Source organism: Ezakiella peruensis, from assembly GCF_900215725.1.
Taxonomy (GTDB): domain Bacteria; phylum Bacillota; class Clostridia; order Tissierellales; family Peptoniphilaceae; genus Ezakiella; species Ezakiella peruensis.
In genome coordinates, this window is sequence record NZ_LT962469.1 from 748,230 (window position 1) to 771,330 (window position 23,101).

The 23,101-nt window shown below is 31.4% G+C and carries 22 protein-coding genes; 13 read left to right on the forward strand and 9 right to left on the reverse strand.

Going from position 1 to position 23,101, the window contains the following annotated elements; translation table 11 throughout:
• Window positions 1-11: 11 nt before the first annotated feature.
• From CUU59_RS03665 to CUU59_RS03720, 12 genes are all read left to right on the forward strand, one after another.
• The gene (locus CUU59_RS03665) at window positions 12-662 is read left to right on the forward strand and encodes a hypothetical protein (RefSeq protein WP_099950651.1); all 651 of its coding nucleotides are present in this window, start codon (window positions 12-14) and stop codon (window positions 660-662) included.
• Entirely contained in the window at window positions 662-1,864 is a 1,203-nt protein-coding gene (locus tag CUU59_RS03670) for a BaiN/RdsA family NAD(P)/FAD-dependent oxidoreductase (RefSeq protein WP_342747445.1), read from the forward strand. Before CUU59_RS03665 ends, CUU59_RS03670 begins: the two co-directional genes overlap by 1 nt.
• Window positions 1,861-2,214, forward strand: a complete 354-nt coding sequence (gene aroH, locus CUU59_RS03675; RefSeq protein WP_099950652.1) for a chorismate mutase — start codon at window positions 1,861-1,863, stop codon at window positions 2,212-2,214. Before CUU59_RS03670 ends, aroH begins: the two co-directional genes overlap by 4 nt.
• A complete protein-coding gene (gene cmk, locus CUU59_RS03680) occupies window positions 2,211-2,852 on the forward strand; it encodes a (d)CMP kinase (RefSeq protein ID WP_099950653.1) in 642 nt (213 codons plus the stop codon). Before aroH ends, cmk begins: the two co-directional genes overlap by 4 nt.
• Window positions 2,853-3,437, forward strand: coding sequence for a lysophospholipid acyltransferase family protein (locus tag CUU59_RS03685; protein WP_099950654.1), 585 nt, complete (start codon window positions 2,853-2,855; stop codon window positions 3,435-3,437).
• On the forward strand, window positions 3,418-4,257 hold the full coding sequence (gene ispH / locus CUU59_RS03690; protein WP_099950655.1) for a 4-hydroxy-3-methylbut-2-enyl diphosphate reductase: 840 nt from the start codon (window positions 3,418-3,420) through the stop codon (window positions 4,255-4,257). Before CUU59_RS03685 ends, ispH begins: the two co-directional genes overlap by 20 nt.
• Before the next feature lie 153 nt (window positions 4,258-4,410).
• Complete coding sequence (rpsA, locus tag CUU59_RS03695; protein ID WP_099950656.1) at window positions 4,411-5,706, forward strand: 30S ribosomal protein S1; 1,296 nt, start codon at window positions 4,411-4,413, stop codon at window positions 5,704-5,706.
• Window positions 5,707-5,765: 59 nt separating this feature from the next.
• The gene (gene miaB / locus CUU59_RS03700) at window positions 5,766-7,073 is read left to right on the forward strand and encodes a tRNA (N6-isopentenyl adenosine(37)-C2)-methylthiotransferase MiaB (RefSeq protein WP_245870544.1); all 1,308 of its coding nucleotides are present in this window, start codon (window positions 5,766-5,768) and stop codon (window positions 7,071-7,073) included.
• Window positions 7,073-9,673 carry a DNA mismatch repair protein MutS gene (mutS, locus tag CUU59_RS03705; RefSeq protein WP_099950657.1) on the forward strand — a complete coding sequence of 867 codons (2,601 nt, stop codon included), beginning with the start codon at window positions 7,073-7,075 and terminating at the stop codon, window positions 9,671-9,673. Before miaB ends, mutS begins: the two co-directional genes overlap by 1 nt.
• Window positions 9,666-11,498, forward strand: a complete 1,833-nt coding sequence (gene mutL / locus CUU59_RS03710; RefSeq protein ID WP_169922848.1) for a DNA mismatch repair endonuclease MutL — start codon at window positions 9,666-9,668, stop codon at window positions 11,496-11,498. Before mutS ends, mutL begins: the two co-directional genes overlap by 8 nt.
• Window positions 11,491-12,420 carry a tRNA (adenosine(37)-N6)-dimethylallyltransferase MiaA gene (gene miaA / locus CUU59_RS03715; RefSeq protein ID WP_245870545.1) on the forward strand — a complete coding sequence of 310 codons (930 nt, stop codon included), beginning with the start codon at window positions 11,491-11,493 and terminating at the stop codon, window positions 12,418-12,420. Before mutL ends, miaA begins: the two co-directional genes overlap by 8 nt.
• Window positions 12,407-13,663: a methionine gamma-lyase family protein gene (locus CUU59_RS03720; RefSeq protein ID WP_099950659.1), complete on the forward strand. Its 1,257-nt coding sequence runs from the start codon at window positions 12,407-12,409 to the stop codon at window positions 13,661-13,663. Before miaA ends, CUU59_RS03720 begins: the two co-directional genes overlap by 14 nt.
• Window positions 13,664-13,707: 44 nt before the next feature.
• Here the strand turns inward: CUU59_RS03720 and CUU59_RS03725 are convergent, their stop codons facing one another.
• Window positions 13,708-14,802 carry a tyrosine recombinase XerC gene (locus CUU59_RS03725; RefSeq protein ID WP_099950660.1) on the reverse strand — a complete coding sequence of 365 codons (1,095 nt, stop codon included), beginning with the start codon at window positions 14,800-14,802 and terminating at the stop codon, window positions 13,708-13,710.
• A 590-nt stretch (window positions 14,803-15,392) separates the two neighbouring features.
• Between CUU59_RS03725 and rbr the strand changes: the two genes are divergently transcribed.
• The gene (gene rbr, locus CUU59_RS03730) at window positions 15,393-15,983 is read left to right on the forward strand and encodes a rubrerythrin (RefSeq protein ID WP_099950661.1); all 591 of its coding nucleotides are present in this window, start codon (window positions 15,393-15,395) and stop codon (window positions 15,981-15,983) included.
• A gap of 48 nt (window positions 15,984-16,031) precedes the next feature.
• On the opposite strand, the gene CUU59_RS03735 is transcribed toward rbr, so the two are convergent.
• The 8 genes from CUU59_RS03735 to CUU59_RS03770 form a co-directional block, all read right to left on the reverse strand.
• On the reverse strand, window positions 16,032-16,523 hold the full coding sequence (locus CUU59_RS03735) for a ferritin (RefSeq protein WP_099950662.1): 492 nt from the start codon (window positions 16,521-16,523) through the stop codon (window positions 16,032-16,034).
• Between the two features lie 137 nt (window positions 16,524-16,660).
• Complete coding sequence (gene rny, locus CUU59_RS03740; RefSeq protein WP_099950663.1) at window positions 16,661-18,202, reverse strand: ribonuclease Y; 1,542 nt, start codon at window positions 18,200-18,202, stop codon at window positions 16,661-16,663.
• A gap of 88 nt (window positions 18,203-18,290) precedes the next feature.
• Window positions 18,291-18,941, reverse strand: a complete 651-nt coding sequence (locus tag CUU59_RS03745) for an ATPase (RefSeq protein WP_099950664.1) — start codon at window positions 18,939-18,941, stop codon at window positions 18,291-18,293.
• The gene (locus CUU59_RS03750; protein WP_099950665.1) at window positions 18,941-19,177 is read right to left on the reverse strand and encodes a hypothetical protein; all 237 of its coding nucleotides are present in this window, start codon (window positions 19,175-19,177) and stop codon (window positions 18,941-18,943) included. Before CUU59_RS03750 ends, CUU59_RS03745 begins: the two co-directional genes overlap by 1 nt.
• Window positions 19,167-20,618, reverse strand: coding sequence for an AAA family ATPase (locus CUU59_RS03755; protein WP_099950666.1), 1,452 nt, complete (start codon window positions 20,616-20,618; stop codon window positions 19,167-19,169). The genes CUU59_RS03750 and CUU59_RS03755 overlap by 11 nt, the downstream gene beginning before the upstream one ends.
• Complete coding sequence (locus CUU59_RS03760; protein ID WP_099950667.1) at window positions 20,611-21,582, reverse strand: metallophosphoesterase family protein; 972 nt, start codon at window positions 21,580-21,582, stop codon at window positions 20,611-20,613. Before CUU59_RS03760 ends, CUU59_RS03755 begins: the two co-directional genes overlap by 8 nt.
• An 8-nt stretch (window positions 21,583-21,590) precedes the next feature.
• On the reverse strand, window positions 21,591-22,622 hold the full coding sequence (gene recA, locus CUU59_RS03765) for a recombinase RecA (protein WP_099950668.1): 1,032 nt from the start codon (window positions 22,620-22,622) through the stop codon (window positions 21,591-21,593).
• 4 nt (window positions 22,623-22,626) lie between these two features.
• Window positions 22,627-23,097: a CinA family protein gene (locus CUU59_RS03770; RefSeq protein ID WP_099950669.1), complete on the reverse strand. Its 471-nt coding sequence runs from the start codon at window positions 23,095-23,097 to the stop codon at window positions 22,627-22,629.
• Window positions 23,098-23,101 lie beyond the last annotated feature (4 nt).

The window sequence follows — 23,101 nt, forward strand, 5'->3', positions numbered from 1 at the left end:
GGGAGGTAATTATGAAAAGAAGGATTTTAGTTGCAGTAGTAGCTACAGCTATGGTATTTACTACAGGATGTAAATTATTTAGTGACGGAGATATTAATGCTAGAAAAGTTGCTACATTAAAAGAAGAAGAAAAGATGCAAATTGCTAATGAACTAGCATCGATTGTATTAACCGAAGACGAAAAATTTAATTTTATCACTGAAAAAATGTTAGATCAAATTGCTTTAACAAAAGATGATAAGACTGTGGCTCAACTTAGAACACAAATTGAAGCCAACAAAGCTAACCTATATGAATCTTATTTAAATGATTATAAGGAACTAAATGCTGTAAAAACTCCAACTGAAGAAGAAAAAATTGTAAATATTCCATTCTTAGATAATATTGTGGAAGTAATTAAAAATATTTACACAGGAGCATATGAATCAGAAGAAACATTTACTGCAGCAATAGAAAATTTCAATGCAGACTATCAAAATGCTTTTAGAATGGTTCGCGATGAAGGAAAAACCTATGAAGGTTTAAAATATACAAAGACAATTGTTACAGTTGATAATCCAAGAGAATATAGAGCTGAACTAAAGGGCTCTGATAAGACAATTTATATTTATTTTTCAGAGTCTAATGGAATTTTAAATCTATCAAGAATTGTTGCTGAATAATGATTTATGATCTTATTGTTATCGGTGCTGGCGCCAGCGGTCTACTAGTTGCTTCAATGGTAAGTGAAAATCAAAAGATTTTAATTATTGAAAAAAATGAAAAGCCTGGCAAGAAGCTAAAAATAACAGGTAAGGGTAGATGCAATATTACAAATTCAAGACCAATAAATGAATTCTTTGACGAAGTTTTTTCAAACAACAAATTTTTATTTTCGTCTTTTTATGAATTTACAAATTATGATTTATTGGATTATTTGAAGCAAAAAGGTTTAAATACAAAAACTGAAAGGGGAGGACGTGTCTTCCCCTTTACTGATAAGTCCACAGATGTTATTAATGCCTTATATAAGAAATCTAAAGCTGACTTTGCATTTAGTGAAAATGTTTTAAGTGTGTCAAAAGATAATTGTTTTAATGTAGAGACAAATAAAGGCAAGTACACCTCAAAAAAATTATTAATTGCAACCGGTGGGCTATCATATCCAATGACAGGGTCAACTGGAGATGGATATAAGTTTGCCAAGAGTTTTGGGCACACTATTACATCGACAAAACCAGCTCTTGTTGGTTTAAATGTTAATTTAGATGATGATAAAGAGCTTATGGGCCTATCATTAAGAAATGTAAATGTAAGTTTATATTCAAAGAATAGGCATATGTCTGAATTTGGAGAATTATTGTTTACTCATTATGGCATAAGTGGGCCGACTATTTTAACCCTAAGTTCTTATGTAGAAGAAGGCGATATGATATCTATCGATTTAAAACCTGGTCTTGATAATACAAAACTAGATAACAGGTTATTGCGTGATTTTGATCAGAATATTAATAAGTCATTTAAGAATTCTCTAGATAAATTATTGCCTAAGTCTATTATTAATTATATTGTAAAAAGGTCTGGAATTGACGAAGATAAAAAAGTTAATCAGATAACCCTTAATGAAAGAAAAAGATTGCTTGAACTTATTAAAAATCTAGAGTTTAAAGTTTTATCTAGAAGAGGGTACAATGAAGCAGTTATTACCGATGGAGGCATTAATGTTAGAGAGATTAATCCAAAAACAATGGAGTCTAACTTAGTGCCTGGTCTTTATTTTGCTGGAGAAATAATTGATGTAGCTGCCAATACTGGTGGATATAATTTACAAATCGCATTTTCAACTGCTTATAAGGCTTTTAAATCAATATCGGAGGAATTATGAAGATTATACGAGGAGCTATTACCATAGAAAATGATACTACTGATGAAGTTAATAAAGCTTCTTGCTATTTGATGAAAGAAATACTTAAGCTTAACGATATTTCATCAGATGATATTATATCTATTACAACTACAGCAACAAGAGATATCACATCAGCATATCCAGGACCTGGAATCAGGATGGCAGGAGTTGATGTACCTATAATATGCGTTCAGGAGCAGTATGTTGCTGACTCTCTTGAAAAATGCATTAGATTTGTTGTTACAGCTGATATTTCTAAAAGTGTTTCTCACGTTTACGTTGGAAAAACAAGATCTTTAAGACCGGATTTATTTGCGGAGGAAAAATGATTATTACTTTTGATGGCCCTAGCGGGTCAGGTAAGAGCACACTAGCTAAGAAAGTTTCAAAAAAACTTAAAGTTATGCATATTGATTCAGGCTCTATTTATCGTGCAATTGCTTATTATTTAATTGAAAATAATATTGACCTTGAAGATGCCAAGGATAAAGTTAAAGATATATGTATTAGTTATAATAAATATGGTGTATCTTTAAATGGAAAACATCTTAAAGACGAACTAAGAACTGCAGACGTGACAAATATGTCAAGTGTAATTGCAACCAGGAGATATGTAAGAGAAAAGGTTAATAGTATTATTAGAAAAACTGCAGATGCATATTCTGTTATTGTTGATGGAAGAGATATTGGCACAGCAGTTTTGCCTGATGCTGACTATAAATTTTACATTGATGCAAGTGCCAGCACTCGTGCCCGCAGAAGATACAATCAGCTTAAAAGAAAAGATATGCTTAATGGTAAAAGTTACCAAGAAATACTAAAGGATATTGAAGCTAGGGATAAAAGGGATAAGGAGAGAGATATTGATCCTTTGGCTATCCCTGAAAATGCAATTATAATTAACACTTCAAATAAAAAAATTAATGATACTATTGATGAGATTTTATCTAATATACATGGAGTTTAAATGAAATTTATTTTATTTATTTCAAAAATATTATCACATATACTTTTTAGAGTAAGGATTCACAATAAGGACAAAATTATTTGTGATGGGCCTATTATTTTCTGCGCCAATCACTTGTCTAATTGGGATCCTATTTTAATGTATTTATATTTTCCTAGAGAAATTATTTTTATGGCTAAAAAAGAATTGTTTGAAATTAGACCAGTTAAATGGTTGTTCAACAAGTTAAATATGATAGCTGTGGATAGAAAAAAACCGGAATTAAGTTCAATTAAGGACTCTATAAATGTTCTCAAAGATGATAAAGCTTTGGGAGTATTTCCCCAAGGGACTAGGAAAAAAGATATAAATATTGATGATGCAAAAGCGGGAGTTGGACTAATTGCATATAAAGCAAATACAGGGATACAACCTATTTATATAAAATCAAAATATAAGTTATTTTCTAAGGTAGAATTTTATGTAGGGGATCCTATTTATCCTGAAACTAACAGCAAATTAAATTCAAAAGAGCTCTATGATAAAATGAGCAAGGATGTTATGATAAAAATTAAGGAGATGGCCGATGCAAGTAATCTTAGCTGATGAATTGGGTTTTTGCTTTGGAGTTAAGAGGGCTTTTGATCTCGCGATAGATAATGCAGAAGATTCTGCTATAATTGGTCAACTTGTTCATAACGAAGATGTTCAAAGAAGAATAGAAGATGCTGGCATAGTTGAATACACTGACGGTTGTGAGTGTAAAAATCTTATTTTAAGAAGTCATGGGACCGTTAAGGCCCAAAAAGATGAGTTAGCAAAAAAATATAACTTGATAGATACTACCTGTCCAGTTTTATTAAATATTTATAAAATGATTGATAAATATAATTCGTTGGGATATATAAATTTAATATTTGGATCTAAGACTCATCCTGAAGTTTTGGCTACAGCATCACAAGTTGGCGATACAATTATTGTTGAAGATGTTTATGATATTGATAAGCTGGATATAAGTAAGAAATATTTTGTTACTATGCAGACAACTTTAAATACTGAAAAATCAAAGCTTTTAACAGAATATATTTTAAATAAATTTAAAAATAATAAAGAAAACCTACTTATACAAAATACAATTTGCAATGCTTCAATAAAACGAAGACAGGCTATTATAAAGTTAATGGATCTTACAGATTGTATAATTGTTTTAGGTGGAGAAAATTCAAATAACACAAAGGAATTAGCAAATATTTTAAAAGAAAATAATTTTCCATTTTATTTAACAAAAGACGTATTTTCACTTGATTTATATGAGATTAACAAGTATAATAGAGTAGGAGTATCCGCTGGGGCTTCAACTCCAGATTGGATAATTGAGGAGACTGTTAGAGTGTTAAACGACATTGACAGAAACATTGAAGGATAAAATCAATTTAAAATCCGTATGGATATGTGGTTGATGTATGATTACTTCAAGATGTTACGAATCGGGGTAGCCGACAGGTGAGTCGATTAAGAAGGATGACAAATCCTACTGACACAGTAACAGAATCAAAAAAGATATTGAAGGAGAGATACTATGAACACAAATGAATTAAACACAAATGTTTCAAACGACGAAAGTGAATTGTCAAACACAACAGTTCAACCTACAGACCAAGATGCGATGATGCAACAAATTGAAGACACATTTACTCGCATCAGAAGAGGACAGATTGTACCGGGAGAAATTCTATATGTAACTGACAATCAAATTATGGTTAATATTAATTTCAGATCAGATGGAATTATTAATCGTGATGAAATGCCAGAAGATATTGAAGACCCAAGAGAACATTTTAAAGCTGGAGACCAAATCGACGTTTACGTTGTTAAGGTTGACGATGGCGAAGGTAATGTAGTATTAAGCTTAAGAAGAATTAAAGATGTTAAGGCATGGGATGATTTAGAAGCAAAATTTGAAGCTAAAGAACATCTTAATGTTCTTATCAAGGAAGAAGTTAACAAGGGTTTAGTAGCTGACTATGAAGGTGCTAGGTTATTTATGCCTGCAAGCCATGCTTATGACAGATTTAGAAGGAATCTCTCAGGTCTAGTAGGTCAAACTGTAGAAGTTGAACTTATTGATTTTGACAAATCTAGAAGAAGAGCAATCATATCTAGACGTGAGATTGAACGTGAAAGAATTCAAAAAGAAAAAGATGAATTTTGGAATCAAATCGAAGTTGGACAAGTTAGAACTGGTAAAGTTGCTAGACTTACAAACTTTGGTGCATTTATTGAATTAGGGCCTGTAGATGGTTTGATTCATATAAGTGACATGAGCTGGGGTAGGATTAGAAGCCCTAAAGAACTTTTAAATGTTGGCGATGAAATTGAAGTTAAAATTTTAGACATCGATCAAGAAAAAGAAAGAGTTTCATTAGGAATCAAACAATTAAAAGAAGATCCATGGGTAACTTTCACAAGCAACTACAAAGTTGGTGATACCATCAAAGGAACAGTTGTTTCAATGCCAGATTTCGGTGCATTTGTTAACGTTGGCGATGGAATTGATGGTCTTGTACACATTTCACAAATTTGTGTAGAACACATTGAAAAGCCATCAGATGTTCTTAATATTGGTCAAGAAGTAGAAGCCAAAATTGTAGACATTAAGGATGAAGATAAGAAGGTTTCATTAAGCATGAGAGCTTTAGTTGAACCTGAAAAGCCACAAAGAGAACGTCGTCCAAGAAAAGAAAGAGCTAAAGAAGAAGCTCCAAAGGAAGAAAAAGTAGAAACAAATCCTATTGATAATCCACTTTTCGATAGTGAAGTTCTTGGCGAACTTAAGAAAATGGCTCAAGCTGAATCAGATGATACAGAAGAATAAATTTTAATTTTGAGAAGCTGCCTATATCTATAGGCAGCTTTATTTAGTTAGGTGATATTTTGAAATACATTATTAAAACATATGGTTGTCAAATGAATGAGCATGACTCAGAAATTTTAGCCCATAAACTTGAAGATATGGGATACTCATATACAGATGAGCTTAGAGATGCTGATTTAATAATTTTTAATACTTGTGCTATCAGAAAGAATGCTGAGAACAAGGTTTATGGAAATTTGGGCTGGCTTAAAGGCGATTCTCATTTTGATGGCAAGATTATTTGCGTATGCGGTTGCATGATGCAATCCGAAGAGATTAGAAATACAATTTTAGAAAAGTATAAAAATGTTAATATAATTTTTGGTACTAATAATATTGATAAGATTGATACTTTTATAAGAGAATATTTAGAGACGGGAAAAACTGTTGTAGAAATAAAAGAAGAAAACGATTATATTGACAAGACATTTAATGCAATACGACCTTTTAAATTTAAAAGCTTTGTAAATATTACTTATGGTTGTAATAATTTTTGCACTTACTGTATTGTTCCGTACACAAGGGGGAGAGAAACCTCTAGATTACAAAAAGATATAGTGGATGAAGTTAAATTTTTAGTTAACGATGGCGTAAAAGAGGTTATGCTTTTAGGGCAAAACGTAAACTCCTATGGTAAGATATTTAAAGATGGCACTAATTTTGCAGGACTATTAAAAGAGCTAGGGCAGATTAGAGATTTAAAAAGAATTAGGTTTATGACTCCGCACCCAAGAGATATAAGTGAGGAGTTTTTGGATTGTTATTCATCAGTTAATAATTTAATGCCCCAGCTACATTTACCTATTCAATCTGGTTCGGACAAAGTTTTAAAAGATATGAATAGGCACTATGATACTGGAAAATATTTAAAAATTATAGATTATGCTAAGCAGGTAAGGCCAGATATTTCTTTTTCAACTGATATAATTGTTGGATATCCAACAGAAACTGAAGAAGATTTTGAGAGGACCTTGGATATAATTAAAGAGGTAAGATATGATTCTGCATTTACATTTATATTTTCACCTAGGCCTAATACGCCAGCAGCAAGATTAAAGCCACTGGATAAAGATGTTGTTAAAGATAGGTTTGACAGGTTGACAGATTTGATGAATGATATACAGTTAAAAAACCACGAGGATACGGTGGGTAAGAGATATGAGGTTTTAGTAGAGAGTTATAACGAAGATAACGCAACAATAGAAGGCAGAAACGAGTACGGTAGGACTATTGTTTTTGAAGGCTCTAAGGATGATATTGGCAGAATTTTAACCGTTGAGGTTGATAAGGTAAACACATTTACAAGTTATGGTAAAGAGGTAAGATAATGATTTCATTAAAAAACATTGATATTAATAATTTAACACCAATGATGAAACAGTATGCAAAAATTAAAAAAGAGTGTATGGATACGATCCTTTTCTATAGATTGGGTGATTTTTATGAGATGTTTTTTGATGATGCCATTGTGGCTTCAAAGATATTAGGCTTGGCACTGACAGGAAGGGACTGTGGTCTTGAAGAACGTGCACCCATGTGCGGTGTACCGTATCATTCTGCGACTCAGTATATAAAAAATTTAATAGCCGAAGGGTATAAGGTTGCAATCTGTGAGCAATTAGAAGATCCTGCTAATTCGAAAGGATTGGTAGAAAGAGGAATTGTGAAGGTCTTTACTCCTGGCACAATCCTGGATGATGGATATTTAAATAATAGTGAAAATAATTTTATAGCTTCAATTTATGTAGAGGATAAAATTGGAGCTAGTTTTTGTGATATTTCAACTGGAGAGCTAATGCTTGAAGAGTTTGAAATTAATGATTTTAAAAATTTATATAGTGAATTAAATAAATTTGATCCAAAAGAGATTATAGTAAATGAACAATTATTATATGAGAAGCTTTCAAAAGAAAAATTTAATGCAATATATGATAATGCTTATAATAAAAAGACTTTTAAGGACCTTAAAGATCTAGTTGATGATATTGTTGGCTTAGATAACTATGAGAGTTTTAATGATTTTGAAACGAACTCTATGTTTATGCTATTTCAATATTTGATTGAAAATAAAAATACGAAGTTAGGACATATAAATTCTGTTTCAAGGATTTCAATCAATGCTTATATGGGATTAGATGACATAGCTATAAAAAATCTTGAAATAATAAAAACTATTTTTGATAATAGCAAGAAGGGATCTTTATTAAATGTATTAGATAAGACGGTGACCTCTAAAGGCTCACGCATGCTTAAAAGTATGGTTGAGCGACCACTTCTAGATATAAACCAAATTAATACAAGACTTGATATCGTTGAATGTTTTTATTCTGATCCAATTACATCTGAAAATATCAGGGATTTATTGGATTATGTATCTGATATTGAAAGAATTGTTTCTAAAATAGTTGCAAAGATTGCAGGTCCAAGAGACTTGATTAATTTAAAGACCAGTTTGGGTGTTGTCCCAAGGATTAAAGAAATTATCTCATCTTTTGAGTCTAAGGCTTTTGATACCATTAAAATTGATTCAAATGAATCTATATTTTATTTAATTGATGAATCAATAGTTGATGAACCTCCAAACTCTATTAATGATGGAGATTGTATAAGAGATGGATATAATAGTGAACTGGATGAAATAAAAGGTAGGTCCAGACATTCAGAAAATTTACTTTTAGATTATGAAAATAAACTAAAAGAAGAATCTGGTATAAAAAATTTAAGAGTAAAATACAATAAAGTAACTGGATATTTTATTGAGGTTTCAAAAGGTCAGATTGAAAATGTCCCTGAATATTTTAGAAGAATTCAAACTTTAAAAAATGTAGAGAGATATATGACTAATGATCTGTCTGAGATAGAGTACAAGATATTAAATGCTTCAAAAGAAGCTTTAGAACTTGAAAAAGAACTATACGATCAAATTTTAGTTTCCATAATACCAAGCATTTCTTCTTTAAAATTACTTGCAGAAAGTCTTGCAAGTTTAGATGCTCTGTTATCATTAGCAGAGACAGCAAGGTTAAATGGATATGTAAGGCCAAACTTTAATACAAGTGGTCTTACGGAACTAAAGGCCTGCAGACACCCTGTAGTTGAATTAAATACTTCACTTGAAGACTTTATTCCAAATGATGCATACTTTGACATGGAAAATAGGTATGCAATTATAACTGGTCCAAACATGAGTGGTAAATCAACTTATATGAGGACTATTGCCTTAAATCAAATCCTTGCACAAATCGGATCATTTATACCAGCTGATAGTGCTAATTTATGTATAATAGATAATATCTTTACAAGGATAGGTGCAAGCGATGCTTTAAATCAAGGCAAATCTACTTTTATGGTCGAGATGACAGAGGTAAGTAATATTTTAAACAATGCAAGCAAAGATTCTTTGATATTATTAGATGAAGTTGGCAGGGGAACGAGCACTTATGATGGCATGTCCATTGCCTTTGCTCTTATGGAGTATATAGTAAAAGAAATTGGTGCAAAAACAATGTTTTCTACTCATTATCAAGAATTATCTGAGCTTGAAGATAAACTTCCACACGTATTTAATCTCACACTTGATATAAGAGAAAATAATGACGAGATTTTGTTTTTACGCAAGGTAAAGCCAGGGGTTACTAATAAATCCTATGGTATTCATGTTGCTAAATTAGCTGGACTACCTAATTCGCTAACTGATATTGCCGAACACTATCAAGAAACTTTTGCAAACACCAGCAAAGCAAGCGATAATTCGTACGCACAATTTACTTTTTTAGCTAATGATCAAAAGCCTGAGGGCAAGTTCAAAAATCAAAACGATAATGAAGATAAGATTATCAAAAAAATTAGAGATCTAGTGCCTGATAAAATGTCACCTATAGATGCATTAAAGTTTTTGTATGAAATAAAGGATGATATCTATGAATAAAATTAGAGAACTTTCTCAGGATACAATTGAAAAAATTGCAGCCGGTGAGGTTATAGAAAGACCAGAATCTGTAATTAAAGAAGCTGTAGAAAACTCAATAGATGCTAAGAGCACTTCTATATTAATAGATATTAAGTCTGGAGGTAAAGATTATATAAGGGTAACTGATAATGGGATTGGCATAAGTTATGATGATTTGGATTATGCTTTTAAAAAACATTGCACATCAAAGATTTATTCTTTTGATGAAATATATAATCTTAATTCTTGTGGTTTTAGAGGAGAGGCCTTAAATTCGATTGCAAGTGTTTCAAAAGCAAGTCTTGTCAGTAAAGTTCAAGGAGAGGAAGCCTATAGGATTCAATATGAATACGGAAATTTTATTAACAAAGCAAATGCTGTTGCAAATCAAGGTACAAGCTTAATAGTAGAGGATTTGTTTGGAAATATGCCTGTTAGAAGACGACTATTGGCAAGTGACAGGACAGAAGAAAATCGCATTAGGTCTTTGATAGAACGCTTTGCAATTGGATATCCTCAAGTGGCTTTTAAACTTGTTTCTAATTCTAGAGTTTTATTAAATACATCTGGATCAAATGATTTAAAACAAGCAATCTTTGAAGTTTTTGGAAAGAATGTTGTTAAAGATATAATTGAAGCAAAATCTGGTCGTATAAATGGTTATATTTCAAATTCTAATTTATATTCCAATAATACTTCTAATCAAATGATATTTATAAATAATAGGATTGTTTATAATGAAGAGCTATCAAAGGCGGTTGAAAGTCAATACTTTGGTAAAATACCCAATACTAAGCATCCCTTATTTTTTTTATTCATTGATGTAGATAAAAATGAAGTCGATGTGAATATTCATCCATCTAAAAAATATGTAAAGATAACATTTAATGAAGATTTAATTAGTAAAATAAAATCTACTATATCAAATTCATTAGATGAGTCTAATAAATTTTCTTTTTATAGCAATCAAGATGATGATTCTATAGAGTTTAGAATTTATGAAAAAGAAGATCTTAATACTAGCAAGGTCAAAGAAGAAGAGATTTCTATCGATATACCAACAGAAAGAGAAGTCATTGTACCATCTGATATAGAAAATAAAGAAGATTCATATATTCCTTATATACAAAATGAACTCAATATTTCTGTTCCAAATATAATCGTCCATGAAAACGAAACAAATTATGAGCCCAATAGTGTAATAGATTTAAATAATATATTTCCAGATAAACAAATAGGCAGTTTTAATAAAGTGGTAGGTGTTATTATAAAAAAATACCTCTTAATTGAAAATAGGCCTAATAATTTATTGATATTAATGGATTTACGGCATGCATTAGCTAGAAATTTTTATGATCTCTATACCGAGGATATAAGCAAAAAAAATGTACCAATACAAGGATTTTTAGAGCCTATAGTCTACAAGTTTGATTATAATGATGCCGAGTTTATTAACAATAATTTAGATTTGATGCTTGAGCTTGGGTTTGATCTTACAGCATTGGGTAAAGATAGTTTTTTGTTAAGAGGGATTCCATCATATTTAACTGACTATTTTAAAGAGGATGATTTAATTAATATTATTAAAGATGTATCGAAGGATAAAAAACTCGTTCTACCTAATCTAATAAAGAGGGTGAGCTTGATAGCCGCTAATGCTGATCCGTTTTTTAATGACATAACAGGGAAAAATATATTGGATAAATTATTATTATCAAATGAACCTTACACATCTCCAAGTGGGCAGCCTATATTTAAAATTCTGCCGGCCGAAGAGTTTGTTAGGAGGTTTTATTATGAATAAATTAATACTAATAAGCGGGCCAACAGGAGTGGGTAAGAGTTCTTTAGCAATAGAACTTGCAAAAATTCTAAATACGGAAATAATTTCTGCTGATAGCATGCAAATATATAAGGGTTTTAATATTGGAACTGCAAAAGTAACCGAAGAGGAAATGCAAGGTATTAAACATCATATGATTGATATAGTAGAGGCCAATGATAATTTTTCTGTAAAAGAATATAGAGAAATGGCCTATGGTATTATAGATAAGCTCCATGCCCAAAATAAAATACCCATAGTAGTAGGGGGGACAGGGCTGTATATCAACTCTTTAATCTATAATTTAAATTTTGATGATAATAATGCTGATGAAGATATCAGAAATATCCTTAATAACTTGTTAGAAGAAAGAGGTATCGAGTATATTAGAATAATTCTAAAGCATGTTGATGAGGAATCTTATAACAAGCTTCACCTAAATGATTACAAAAGAAATGTCAGGGCCTTAGAGTATTTTTTGTGCAAAAATGAAAAATATTCTGAAAAAGAAAATCAATTTCGTGTTGACAATGGTAAGTATGAATGGTATCTGTATGCTCTTACGAGGGATAGGAAAGACCTATACAAGGATATTGATGCTAGAGTTGATGAGATGGTAAGAGATGGCCTATTGGATGAATTTGAAACTTTAAAAAAATTAGGAGTTAAAGATGATGCTCAATCTATGACTGCTATCGGCTATAAAGAATTGGTTAAATATAAAAATGGAGTCTATGACTTTGATACGGCTATAAACTTAATAAAACAACATTCAAGAAATTATGCAAAAAGGCAACTAACTTGGTTTAGAAACGATGAAAAGGCGAAATTTATTGATGTTGGTATCAATGATAAGGAACAAACAATTAAAAGAATATTGGAGGATATAAATGTCAAACATTGATGATATTTTTAATATAGATATAATAGAAGAAATACAGAATGCTGAAGCGAGCATTCAAGAAGAATTTAAAAAGCTTAATGAGATAGCTTTTAAAAATCAATACAAGGTTTTAAAAGCGATGCAAGATGAATATCTTGGATCTTCTGACTTTATGGGGACAACAGGTTATGGATATGGAGATGTTGGTAGAGATAAGGTTGAAGCCATATACAGAAATATTTTTCACACTGAAGATGCTATTGTAAGGCCAAGTATTGCTTCAGGAACCCACGCCATATATCTTAGCCTTAAATCTATTCTAAAGCACGGAGACGGCCTTTTATTTGCATCTGATATCCCATATGACACCATGCAAAAGGCTATTGGTTATACTGGTGAAGTAGCAGGATCTTTAATGGAAAATGGCGTTGAAATTGATTTTGCAAAGTTAGATGAAAAAAACAAAATGTCTTTTGAAAATATAAAAAATAAAATTAAAGACAATACAAAAGTAATTGCAATTCAAAGATCAACAGGATATTCATTGCGATCAGCTTTTACAATAAGTGAAATAGCAGATATAATCAAGCAAATTAAAGAGTTTAACAAGGATATAATAATCTTTGTAGATAATTGTTATGGTGAATTTACTAACACCTTAGAGCCTTCAGATGTTGGCGCTGACCTAGTTGCTGGATCATTAATTAAAAATCCAGGTGGTGGAATTGCACTTTCTGGAGGTTATATTGTCGGAAGAGCTGATCTTGTTGACAGGTGTTCAAATGAATTAACTGCTCCGGGTATAGGTAAAGAAGTTGGTTTATCATTTGGAACAACTAGATTGACGCTTCAAGGATTGTTTTTGGCACCGCATATTGTTTGTCAAAGTGTTAAGGGAGCAACACTTATACAAAGAGTATTTTATAACAGGGGATATGAAATTATTCCAAAAATAGGAGAGGAGAGAAGTGATATAGTTCAAACTATTATCTTTAAAGATCCTGACCTATTAAAAAAATTTGCAATTTCAATTCAACAGGCTGGAGCTGTTGATTCTCATGCGATTCCAACAGCATGGGACATGCCAGGATATGAAGACCAGGTAATTATGGCAAGTCCTTCATTTATAGATGGATCCAGCATTGAGCTAAGTGCTGATGCGCCTATGAGAGAGCCATATGCGGGCTATTATCAAGGTGGCTTGACATATGAACATGTAAAAATTGCACTCATGAATGTATTAAAAAGTTTTTATAAAAAATAAAAAAAGCTGTGTATTTTAATTATACACAGCTTTTAAAATAGAATTTATTCCTTGGGATTAAAGGAACTTAGAGGATTTTTTTCTGTAGCTAGTTTTATAATATCAGAATCTAAGTGAGTGTAGATTTGCGTTGTAGCAACATTTGAATGGCCTAAAACCTCTTTTATAGTAAGTATATCAACATCTCCATATTTATACATCAAAGTTGCTGCAGTGTGTCTAAGCTTATGAACAGAATATTTTTCTTCATCTAATCCAGCCATTCGCACACGTTTTTTAACCACTTCTTGGACAGCTGATTTGCTGAGGCGGTTGAACTTGTTAGATATAAATAAGGCTTTAGTATCCGCTGTTTGCTCATTATTTGGCCTTATTTTTAAGTATTCTTCAACAGCATCTAAGGTTGCGGCATTTAAATAAACTTGCCGTTCTTTATTGCCTTTACCAATAATATTAACAGAATTATCTTCATTAATACAATCCATATCCAAAGCAACTAGCTCTGATAGTCGTAAACCACAGTTTAAAAAGAGCATTAATATTGCGTAATCTCGCTTATTTAAGTATTTATCTCTGCCAGTTTGACCCTCAACATCTTCACAGGTTTGAAGGAGTTTATAAGTGTCGTTTAAAGTTAAATATACAGGCAATCTGCTATCAATCTTTGGATATTCAAGCTTTAATGTTGGATTATCATCAACTGCATTTATACGTTCATGTAGATACTTATAAAAAGACCTCAAGGAAGCAATTTTTCTATACCTAGTTGTAGCTTTGGATTTTCCATAATTACTAGCAAAAGCTAAATATGCATCCAAATCTCTAATATCAACTGAGTTTAATAAATTTGCATCCACATTTGAAATATCAACTTCATCAAAAGGAATATCTTTTAATCTTTCTTTGCGGATGCGCATAAAGCGTAAGAAAGAAATTAAATCATAAGTATATTCACGCACAGTATTTTTAGAATGATTTTTCATAGTTGATATATATGACAAATAATCTTCAAGTATAATCGGTAAAACAATATCATCTATATTATTAATATGGTTATCATTATTGTTAGAATTAGATTCAGATGTATTATCATCAGCAAATTCTTGGCTAGACCTGATTATATCATTATTAGCGATCATTTTTTCCTCCCTATGTCCTAACCGTACAAAATAACTATTTTGTACGGTTATTTATTTATCTATTATTATATACAAATCACTTAATATTGTCAACCCCCTTTTCTACTTTAAATAAAAATGATTTTTCTAGATTTGTTTTGCAACTTGTATATAAATCTAAACTTATTATTTTATAAAAATACAACTGTACATTTTTCATATGTCATGTCTAAAAAATTTCTTTATTTAAATCTTATTCAAACTGATTATTTATATTATGTATAAAATTTTTCATTTATTAGCTTTAAAGTCTAAAAAATTATAGAACCTCCCCTCTCTATATTATTTTATATAGTTAAGAAAAAACATAGGCTTTAAAATGCCTTATTTTGAACTTTTTATATTCAAGACATATAATTGTACTAGATTTTCAAAAAAATCAAAATATAGCCTATTTAAGGCCTTAAATCTCATTTCTGTTATTTAAGGCCTTAAATATACTGTGTTTATTATAATTTTAGTAAAAATAGTAAGAAAACATTATTTTCCTGGAATTTGATTATCTAATATGTTATAATATATATGCAAACATATTTTATAAGGAGGAAAAAATGAAATTAGAAGGCACTAAAACAGCTGAAAATTTACTTAGGTCATTCATTGGGGAATGTCAAGCAAAGATGAGATACGAATACTATGCATCTCAAGCAAAGAAAGATGGTTATGTTCAAATTCAAAACATCTTTTTAGAAACAGCTGAAAATGAAAAGGCACATGGGAAGAGATTTTATAAATTTTTAACCCAATCAATGCAAGGACAAACATTAAGCTTTGGTGATAATAACTCTGAGTTTCCACTAGAATTAGGAAACACTCTAGAAAACCTAAAAGCTGCTGCAGATGGAGAATTAGAAGAACATTCTGATATGTATCCTGAATATGCTAAGGTTGCCCGTGAAGAAGGCTTTGAAAAGATTGCTAGAGTATTTGAATCAGTAGCAGTTGCAGAAAAAGCACACGAAGCTAGATACAGAAAACTGATTGAAAACATAGAAGAAGGCAAAGTCTTTAAACGTGGAGAAGTTTATATTTGGAAGTGCAATAACTGCGGTTATTTACACGAAGGGACAGAACCACCAAAGGTTTGCCCAGCTTGTGATCACCCAATCGATCACTTTGAAATATTTGTTGAAAATTATTAATATTTTCTACAAAAAAGAAGCCCTAAGGCTTCTTTTTTTAATTCTTAATTATTCCCTGCTGCCAAGTTCCTTATCAAATAAGTAGAGTGAAGCAAATGAATCACCAAGTTGTTCTAATGTATCACAAATTGTTCTCATTGTATCTTCTTCTTCAACTTGTTCGCTTAAGAACCATTTTAAGAAGTCAACAACGACATAATTTTTTTCTTTAAGAGCTAATTCATAGATTTTTTCAATTCTTGAAGTAACTTCTTGTTCATGTTCTAGAGCTGTTTTAAAGATTTCTAGAACTGATTTGTATTCTTTCTTAGGTTCTGGAATTCCTTTTAATTCAATTCTTCCATCTATTTCTTCTATGAACTTTTGGAAGCGTTCTGCATGTTCATATTCCTCTTTAGATTGAAGATCCATGAAGTGAGCAAATCCTGCCCAATTCTTTTCGGTTAAGTCATGAACCATTGCTAGGTATACATATCCACTTTCAATTTCAAAATTATATTGGTCAATTAACGCTTTTACAACTTTGTCTGATACTTTCATTAATCTAATCCTCCTTAAATTTTATCTTCACTGATGATATTTATTATCATCACATTATCTAATATACCCCATTAAGTTAAGAATATAACATTAATTTTAAAAAATAAAAAACCTGTGTAATTAAACACAGGTTTAAATTATTTTGCAAGATCTGACTTTCTAACTTCTTTAATAACATTGACTTTAATTTGTCCTGGGTATTGCATTTCATCTTCAATTCTCTTTGCAATATCGTGGGCCATTACAGTCATCATATCATCAGTTACTTGGTCAGGTTTTACTAGAATTCGAACTTCCCTTCCAGCTTGAATAGCAAAACTTGATTCAATTCCATCAAATGAATTTGCAATTTCTTCAAGTTTTTCTAAGCGTTTAACATAACTGTCGAGGGTTTCTCTTCTTGCTCCAGGTCTAGCTGCTGAAATAGCATCCGCTACTTGGACTATAAAAGCTTCTACTGTTTGAGGTTCAACATCAAAGTGGTGAGCTTCAATACAATGAATTACTTCTTTTGATTCTTTGTAGCGTTTAGCCAAGCTTACACCTAGTTCTACGTGAGTTCCTTCAAGTTCTCTATCGACTGATTTACCTACGTCGTGAAGCAAACCACCTCTTCTGGCTATCTTAGTATTAGCTCCGATTTCTTGAGCAATTAGATAAGCTAAATTAGCAACTTCGATGGAGTGTTCTAGAACGTTTTGACCGTAGCTTGTGCGGTATTTTAATCTACCTAGATACTTTTGAAGCTCTGGGTTTATACCGTGAACATTGGTTTCAAGCGTTGCCCTATTTCCTTCTTCAACAATTACTTTGTTGATTTCTTGTTTGGACTTTTCAACAACATCCTCGATCCTAGCTGGATGGATTCTTCCATCTTGAACAAGCTTTGTTAAAGCAACTCTGGCAATTTCCCTTCTAACGGGATCAAAGCTAGATAAGACTACTGCACCTGGAGTATCATCAATTATCAAGTCAACTCCTGTAAGACTTTCTAAAGCCCTAATATTTCTGCCTTCTCTTCCGATGATTCTACCTTTCATATCATCATTTGGAAGATCAACGACAGTTACTGTAGTCTCACTTACATAGTCAGATGCAATTCTTTGCATAGCTTGGGATAAAATCTCTTTAGATTTTTCTTCACTATACTCTTTAATCTCATCATCCATCTTCTTGATCCTAAGAGCTTTTTCTTGGATTAGATAACTTTCTAGTGCGTCTACTAATTCTGCCTTAGCTTCTTCTTTGCTTAAGCCAGCTACTCTTTCAAGTTCATCCGATTGTTTTTGTACTAAATTTTCTGCCTGCAGATTTTTTTCATCTGCTTCTTTAAGTTTGTTATTTAACTTTTCCTCTTTTTTCGATAACGAATCATATTTTTTATCAAGGTTTTCTTCTCTTTTAATAAGTCTCTTTTCTGTTACAGCGACTTCAGATCTTCTGTCCTTGATTTCTTGATCCAATTCTTCTCTTGATTTCTGAATTTCTTCTTTAGCTGAAAGCACCATTTCTTTTTGAATGGATTCGCTTTCTTTTTTTGCGTCTTCAATTAATTTTTCTGAATATTCTTCCGCAGAACCAATTAATTTTTCGCTATTTCTTTTGCGAAAGTAATAACCTGCGAAACAAGAAACTACCGAAAAAAGGATGAGTAATATGATAAAATAAGTTATCGGCATAAAACTCTCCTTTCTATTAAATTTTTCAAGTTCTATATATATTGTATAGCTTTTTTAATCAATTGTCAATGATTAAAGCGTTATTATCTTAATTAAAATCCTTTATTATTTCAGAAGTCATATTATTTTTATCGACAGTAAATATACTATCACCAATATTTGACAAATAAGCATCATGAGTAACCATTATTATTTGCCTATCAAAGTCTTTAGAAAACTGCTTTAAAAACAAGCCTACATTCCCAATATAATCTAAGCTTACATATTTAGCAGGTTCGTCAAAAACAAGTGGACCAAAGTTATTTTCTCCATACAATAATTGATTAATAGCAATTCTCAGGCCAAGGGCAACTATATCAACAACTCCCCCACCCCTGGATTCAGTTGGAAGAGTAAGATTTGATTCATCTCCTTTTTCATCGGTCAAATAAAACTCAATCTGAGGAGTTTTCCTGTCTTCGAATTCCTTTATTATAAACTTCATATCATTCATAAATACATCTCTAAGACAGGCAGTTACAATATTTTCGCAAGTATTTATAGCATGAGCTCTAGCCTTTCTAGAGGCAGTTTTAATTAGCAAGCTAGCAGCTTGATTTAATGTAATTTCTTCTTCAAGCTCAGAGATTTTTTTGTTTAGAAAATCATTTTGTTCTATTAAATTATCCCTCTGGGCTTTTTTTATGCTTATTTCATCTGTTTTGCTATTTACATAGTCAATAATAGTAAAAACATCCATTATATATCCTTTGGCATTAGTTCCTTGCATTCTAAGATTAGCTTATTAATTTCATTCTCAAGGCTTTTAATGTCGTCTTCTAGGCTTTCGGGAGTTGATCCAGCATCAATAATTTCTTGTGTTAGTTTTTCTTTTTGAATTTTTAAAGACTCCATTCTACCCAAAGCAGTATCTCTTTTTGACTGAGCTCTTTCCAATTGATTTTTAATTTCTAATAATTCCTCATCATATTTCATAATAAAACTCCTTTTTTATATTCTCTAAATGTTTATTATCAATATCTGATCCGCATAAAGGACATTTTTTATACAGGGATATAAGTTCAATATACTTATTCATCTTCTCTTCTATATCTAAATTTATAGACTTTAATTCTTCTTCAAGAATTGAGTATTCTTTATTATTGTCTAATAACTGTCTGTATAAATTTTTTAGTTTATTAGAGCTATCCATAAGTTTATCAGCACTCTCATAGAGACTCTTAATATTTTCTATATCCGAGGACTCGATCCCCCTTAATATATGTTTTTCTTCATTTATAAAGAACTTAATTTCCTTATCTTGTTCTCGATATAAATTATATTTATTCTTTAAATTTATAATATTTAAAATATTTCTCTTTATATCATCTATACCTGACGTTTTTATAATAATATTGTTTGATAACTCTATTTGATTATTATTTTCTGATAATTTAGCTAATAAAACAGTTTTGCCAATGTATTTGTTAGTTGTCAACACAAGATTTTCATAGGCCGATTTATATTTATCTATATAAGCTAAGGATGATAGAGTCTTTTTTAATTCTTTTTCTTCCTTTAAAATATTTCTATATTTTAATAAAAAATTATCCTTATATTTTAAATTATCATTATTTTCGATAATAGATGTTGCAATTTCTAAAGATTTATCTAGGTTATCGAATTTTTTAATATATTCTACACCAATACTAATAGATTTCTCAACGTCATTTATATATTTATTTAAATAACTGTACCTATCGAGTTTCTGATTTAGTTCTTTTATACTTTCTAACTTAGCTTTTAATAAATTAAAATTAGCTATCTCTGTGTCCAGGTTTTCAAATTCTTTTAATTTATCCTTATTAGTTAATAATTCCTCTTCAAATCTTTTTTTGGCTTGATTTGCCTGTTGTTCTTTCTGGTTTGCGCGCCTAATGGCATCATCAAGTATGTTTACATTTGATATGTAACCAATAGACTTTGCCTTTTGGGCAGGGCTATCGTTTAGCATAAATGCACCATCATGTTGATTTTGAAAGTTAATCATTATAGGGTCATTATTCTCTGAAAATTTAACCTTTCTAACCCCAGTTAATTTCATAACTTCTTCTGGCACATCTGATCCAATTCCATAATAGTATTCTCTCTGGCCATCAATCTCAATTTCATAGCCATTATCTTTTTTATTTCTTATCCTTCTTACTATAGTTCCATCATCATATGTTAACTCAACTGATACTGCATCTGTGCCCTTCCTTATGAAGTCTGTGCCCCTGGGCTCGTTAAAAAACACCCACCTAAGAGCTCTAATGACAGCAGATTTTCCAGAATCTGTCCGGCCAACTATAACATTAACACCAGGATCGAGCTTTATAATTGAATTCTCGTGAGATTGAAAATTGTTAATTTTAATTTGTGCTATTTTTCTATACATTTAACTCGACCTCTTCAATTAACTTTAGAGCATGATTCCTAACATTGATATCTATGTTTTCATCCTTTGCAACATTTTCAATTATCTTTCTAACACTCACATACTCACTACTTGCATTGCTTTCAATAAGTGACTTTAAAGATTGATACTCCACCTTTTCAGACTTTTCTTTTTCTATCATAGTCCTATCAAGAACATTTTCACCTGCTGGAGCAGATTTTAGATAAATATCCCTAATAACAGGTTCTTTTTCTTTTTCTAGTTCTATTATCACCACTTTGGGCTTACGTGAAATTTCAACTTTTGATGCAGATACACGAGCAACGCTGCCTGGATTATAAAAATACTTTCCATCTATTTTCTGTAATGAAAATCCTGTATGATAATGGCCAGATAAGGTTATATCTGCTTTTGTATCTTTAATTTGCTCTACTAGCGTATGGTCAATCATTTTAAAAGGCTTGTCTATAAGCATGCCATGAGCAAATGTAATCGAAAAATCAGCTTTTTTTGTGTCCATAATATATGACTTTTTCCCATCTTCTGTATCTAGGTCAAAAGTATATGGAACAAAGTTCATTTCCAGAGAAGTGCCATCTTTTGAAAGAAATACAGGGTATTTACCCATCATTATATTAATTACATGCAAATCTTCCAATAATGCTAAGACAGTTCTATTAATGCTATTTAAATTGTATGCATAAATATCATGGTTTCCAGGAACTAAAAAAATGGGCTTTTCAAAGCTTAGCAAAACTTTATTAAAAGCCCTTATCGTTAAAATTGGTATGTCCGGCCTATCGACAATATCTCCTCCATGGACATAAAAATCAACATCTTCTTCATGTCCAATCTTAGAAATTTCGCTAAATTTATTTAGTAAAGTTTCCTGATAATTGTCGATACGGCTGGACGGATTATTAGATCTAATATGTGTATCTGTAAAATACAATAACTTAATCATGCTTGATTTTATTCATCAGATTCTTTTGGTTCGTTTAGATTAGCATCCACTTGAGCAAGACCATAGGCTGCTCTAATTTGTGTATCAAGTTGCTTCATTATCTCTGGATTTTCTTTCAGCCAAGCTTTTGCGTTTTCAGCTCCCTGGCCAATATTGTCACCCTCATAAGAGAACCAGCTTCCACTCTTCTTAATGAGATCATTTTTTACTGCAACGGTTAAAATATCGCCAGCTTTTGATATTCCTTCGCCGTACATAATATCAAATTCAGCAGTTTTAAATGGAGGTGCAACCTTGTTCTTAACAACTTTAGCAACTGTCCTTGAACCAATAAATTCATCTTTATCTTTAATAGTTTCTTTTCTTCTAACTTCAATTCTAACAGAAGAATAGAATTTTAAAGCTCTTCCACCAGTAGTTGTTTCTGGGTTACCAAACATAACGCCAACTTTTTCACGAACTTGGTTAATAAATACACAAGTTGTTTTTGAAATGTTAATAGCGCCTGCTAATTTTCTCATAGCCTTACTCATAAGTCTAGCATGAGCACCTATTTGTAAGTCACTCATTTCTCCATCTATTTCTACCTTAGGAACAAGTGCAGCAACTGAGTCGACTACGATTAAATCAACAGCTCCACTTCTAACTAGAGACTCCATAATCTCAAGTGCTTGCTCACCATAGTCAGGTTGGGACACTATAAGGTTATCGATATCAACACCTAATTTTTGTGCGTATTCAGGATCTAGAGCATGCTCAGCATCAATAAAAGCAGCTACTCCACCTAGTTTTTGAACCTCTGCTATCATATGCAAACTAACTGTTGTTTTACCTGATGATTCAGGGCCATAAACTTCAATAATTCTTCCTCTAGGAATACCACCGATACCTAAAGCAATGTCTAAATCAATACTTCCAGTTGGTATAGCGGCTACTTTCATAGAGTTTTTTTCTCCAAGCCTCATTACAGAGCCTTTACCAAACTGTTTTGTTATGTCCGCTAATGCTTTATCGAGCGCTTTTTGTTTTTCTTCATTCATTACTCTACACCTCTCTAATAATACTTAATAATTTTTTCAAAACTGCCTTACTTGCAGTTAACCTAACCATATTTCTTGAAAGAGAAAGATTCATCTCTAAATTATAAACTTTGTTCTCATCTGCTATTGATACAAATACATGACCTGCTTCTTCGCCTGGACCTGCATAACCAGTTGTACCAATACCAAAGTCAGAGACAGTTTTTTTTCTGATTTGTATGGCCATTTGATTAGCAACATTTTTACTTACTACTCCGTGAATGTTTATATAATCTCTTGGTATACCTAAAAACATTGTTTTGGCTTCCACCATATATGTGACTGCCCCACCATATAAAACATTTGAGGCACCAGGAATTCTGGCTATAGACGAAGCAATAAGGCCTGCTGTAAAACTCTCTGCAGTTGAAATTGTCAATTCTTTTTTAATTGCTGTGTCAACGATTTCTTTACATATTAAATCTAGAGCATCCATTGTA

Coding starts and splice junctions, on each gene's coding strand:
- CUU59_RS03685 (WP_099950654.1), top strand. CDS start 2,853: ATGAAATTTATTTTATTTATTTCAAAAATATTATCACATATACTTTTT.
- CUU59_RS03735 (WP_099950662.1), bottom strand. CDS start 16,523: ATGAAAGTATCAGACAAAGTTGTAAAAGCGTTAATTGACCAATATAAT.
- miaA (WP_245870545.1), top strand. CDS start 11,491: ATGAATAAATTAATACTAATAAGCGGGCCAACAGGAGTGGGTAAGAGT.
- CUU59_RS03750 (WP_099950665.1), bottom strand. CDS start 19,177: ATGAAATATGATGAGGAATTATTAGAAATTAAAAATCAATTGGAAAGA.
- CUU59_RS03745 (WP_099950664.1), bottom strand. CDS start 18,941: ATGGATGTTTTTACTATTATTGACTATGTAAATAGCAAAACAGATGAA.
- CUU59_RS03720 (WP_099950659.1), top strand. CDS start 12,407: ATGTCAAACATTGATGATATTTTTAATATAGATATAATAGAAGAAATA.
- recA (WP_099950668.1), bottom strand. CDS start 22,622: ATGAATGAAGAAAAACAAAAAGCGCTCGATAAAGCATTAGCGGACATA.
- CUU59_RS03770 (WP_099950669.1), bottom strand. CDS start 23,097: ATGGATGCTCTAGATTTAATATGTAAAGAAATCGTTGACACAGCAATT.
- rbr (WP_099950661.1), top strand. CDS start 15,393: ATGAAATTAGAAGGCACTAAAACAGCTGAAAATTTACTTAGGTCATTC.
- CUU59_RS03755 (WP_099950666.1), bottom strand. CDS start 20,618: ATGTATAGAAAAATAGCACAAATTAAAATTAACAATTTTCAATCTCAC.
- CUU59_RS03665 (WP_099950651.1), top strand. CDS start 12: ATGAAAAGAAGGATTTTAGTTGCAGTAGTAGCTACAGCTATGGTATTT.
- ispH (WP_099950655.1), top strand. CDS start 3,418: ATGCAAGTAATCTTAGCTGATGAATTGGGTTTTTGCTTTGGAGTTAAG.
- CUU59_RS03760 (WP_099950667.1), bottom strand. CDS start 21,582: ATGATTAAGTTATTGTATTTTACAGATACACATATTAGATCTAATAAT.
- CUU59_RS03670 (WP_342747445.1), top strand. CDS start 662: ATGATTTATGATCTTATTGTTATCGGTGCTGGCGCCAGCGGTCTACTA.
- CUU59_RS03725 (WP_099950660.1), bottom strand. CDS start 14,802: ATGATCGCTAATAATGATATAATCAGGTCTAGCCAAGAATTTGCTGAT.
- rpsA (WP_099950656.1), top strand. CDS start 4,411: ATGAACACAAATGAATTAAACACAAATGTTTCAAACGACGAAAGTGAA.
- cmk (WP_099950653.1), top strand. CDS start 2,211: ATGATTATTACTTTTGATGGCCCTAGCGGGTCAGGTAAGAGCACACTA.
- rny (WP_099950663.1), bottom strand. CDS start 18,202: ATGCCGATAACTTATTTTATCATATTACTCATCCTTTTTTCGGTAGTT.
- mutL (WP_169922848.1), top strand. CDS start 9,666: ATGAATAAAATTAGAGAACTTTCTCAGGATACAATTGAAAAAATTGCA.
- aroH (WP_099950652.1), top strand. CDS start 1,861: ATGAAGATTATACGAGGAGCTATTACCATAGAAAATGATACTACTGAT.
- mutS (WP_099950657.1), top strand. CDS start 7,073: ATGATTTCATTAAAAAACATTGATATTAATAATTTAACACCAATGATG.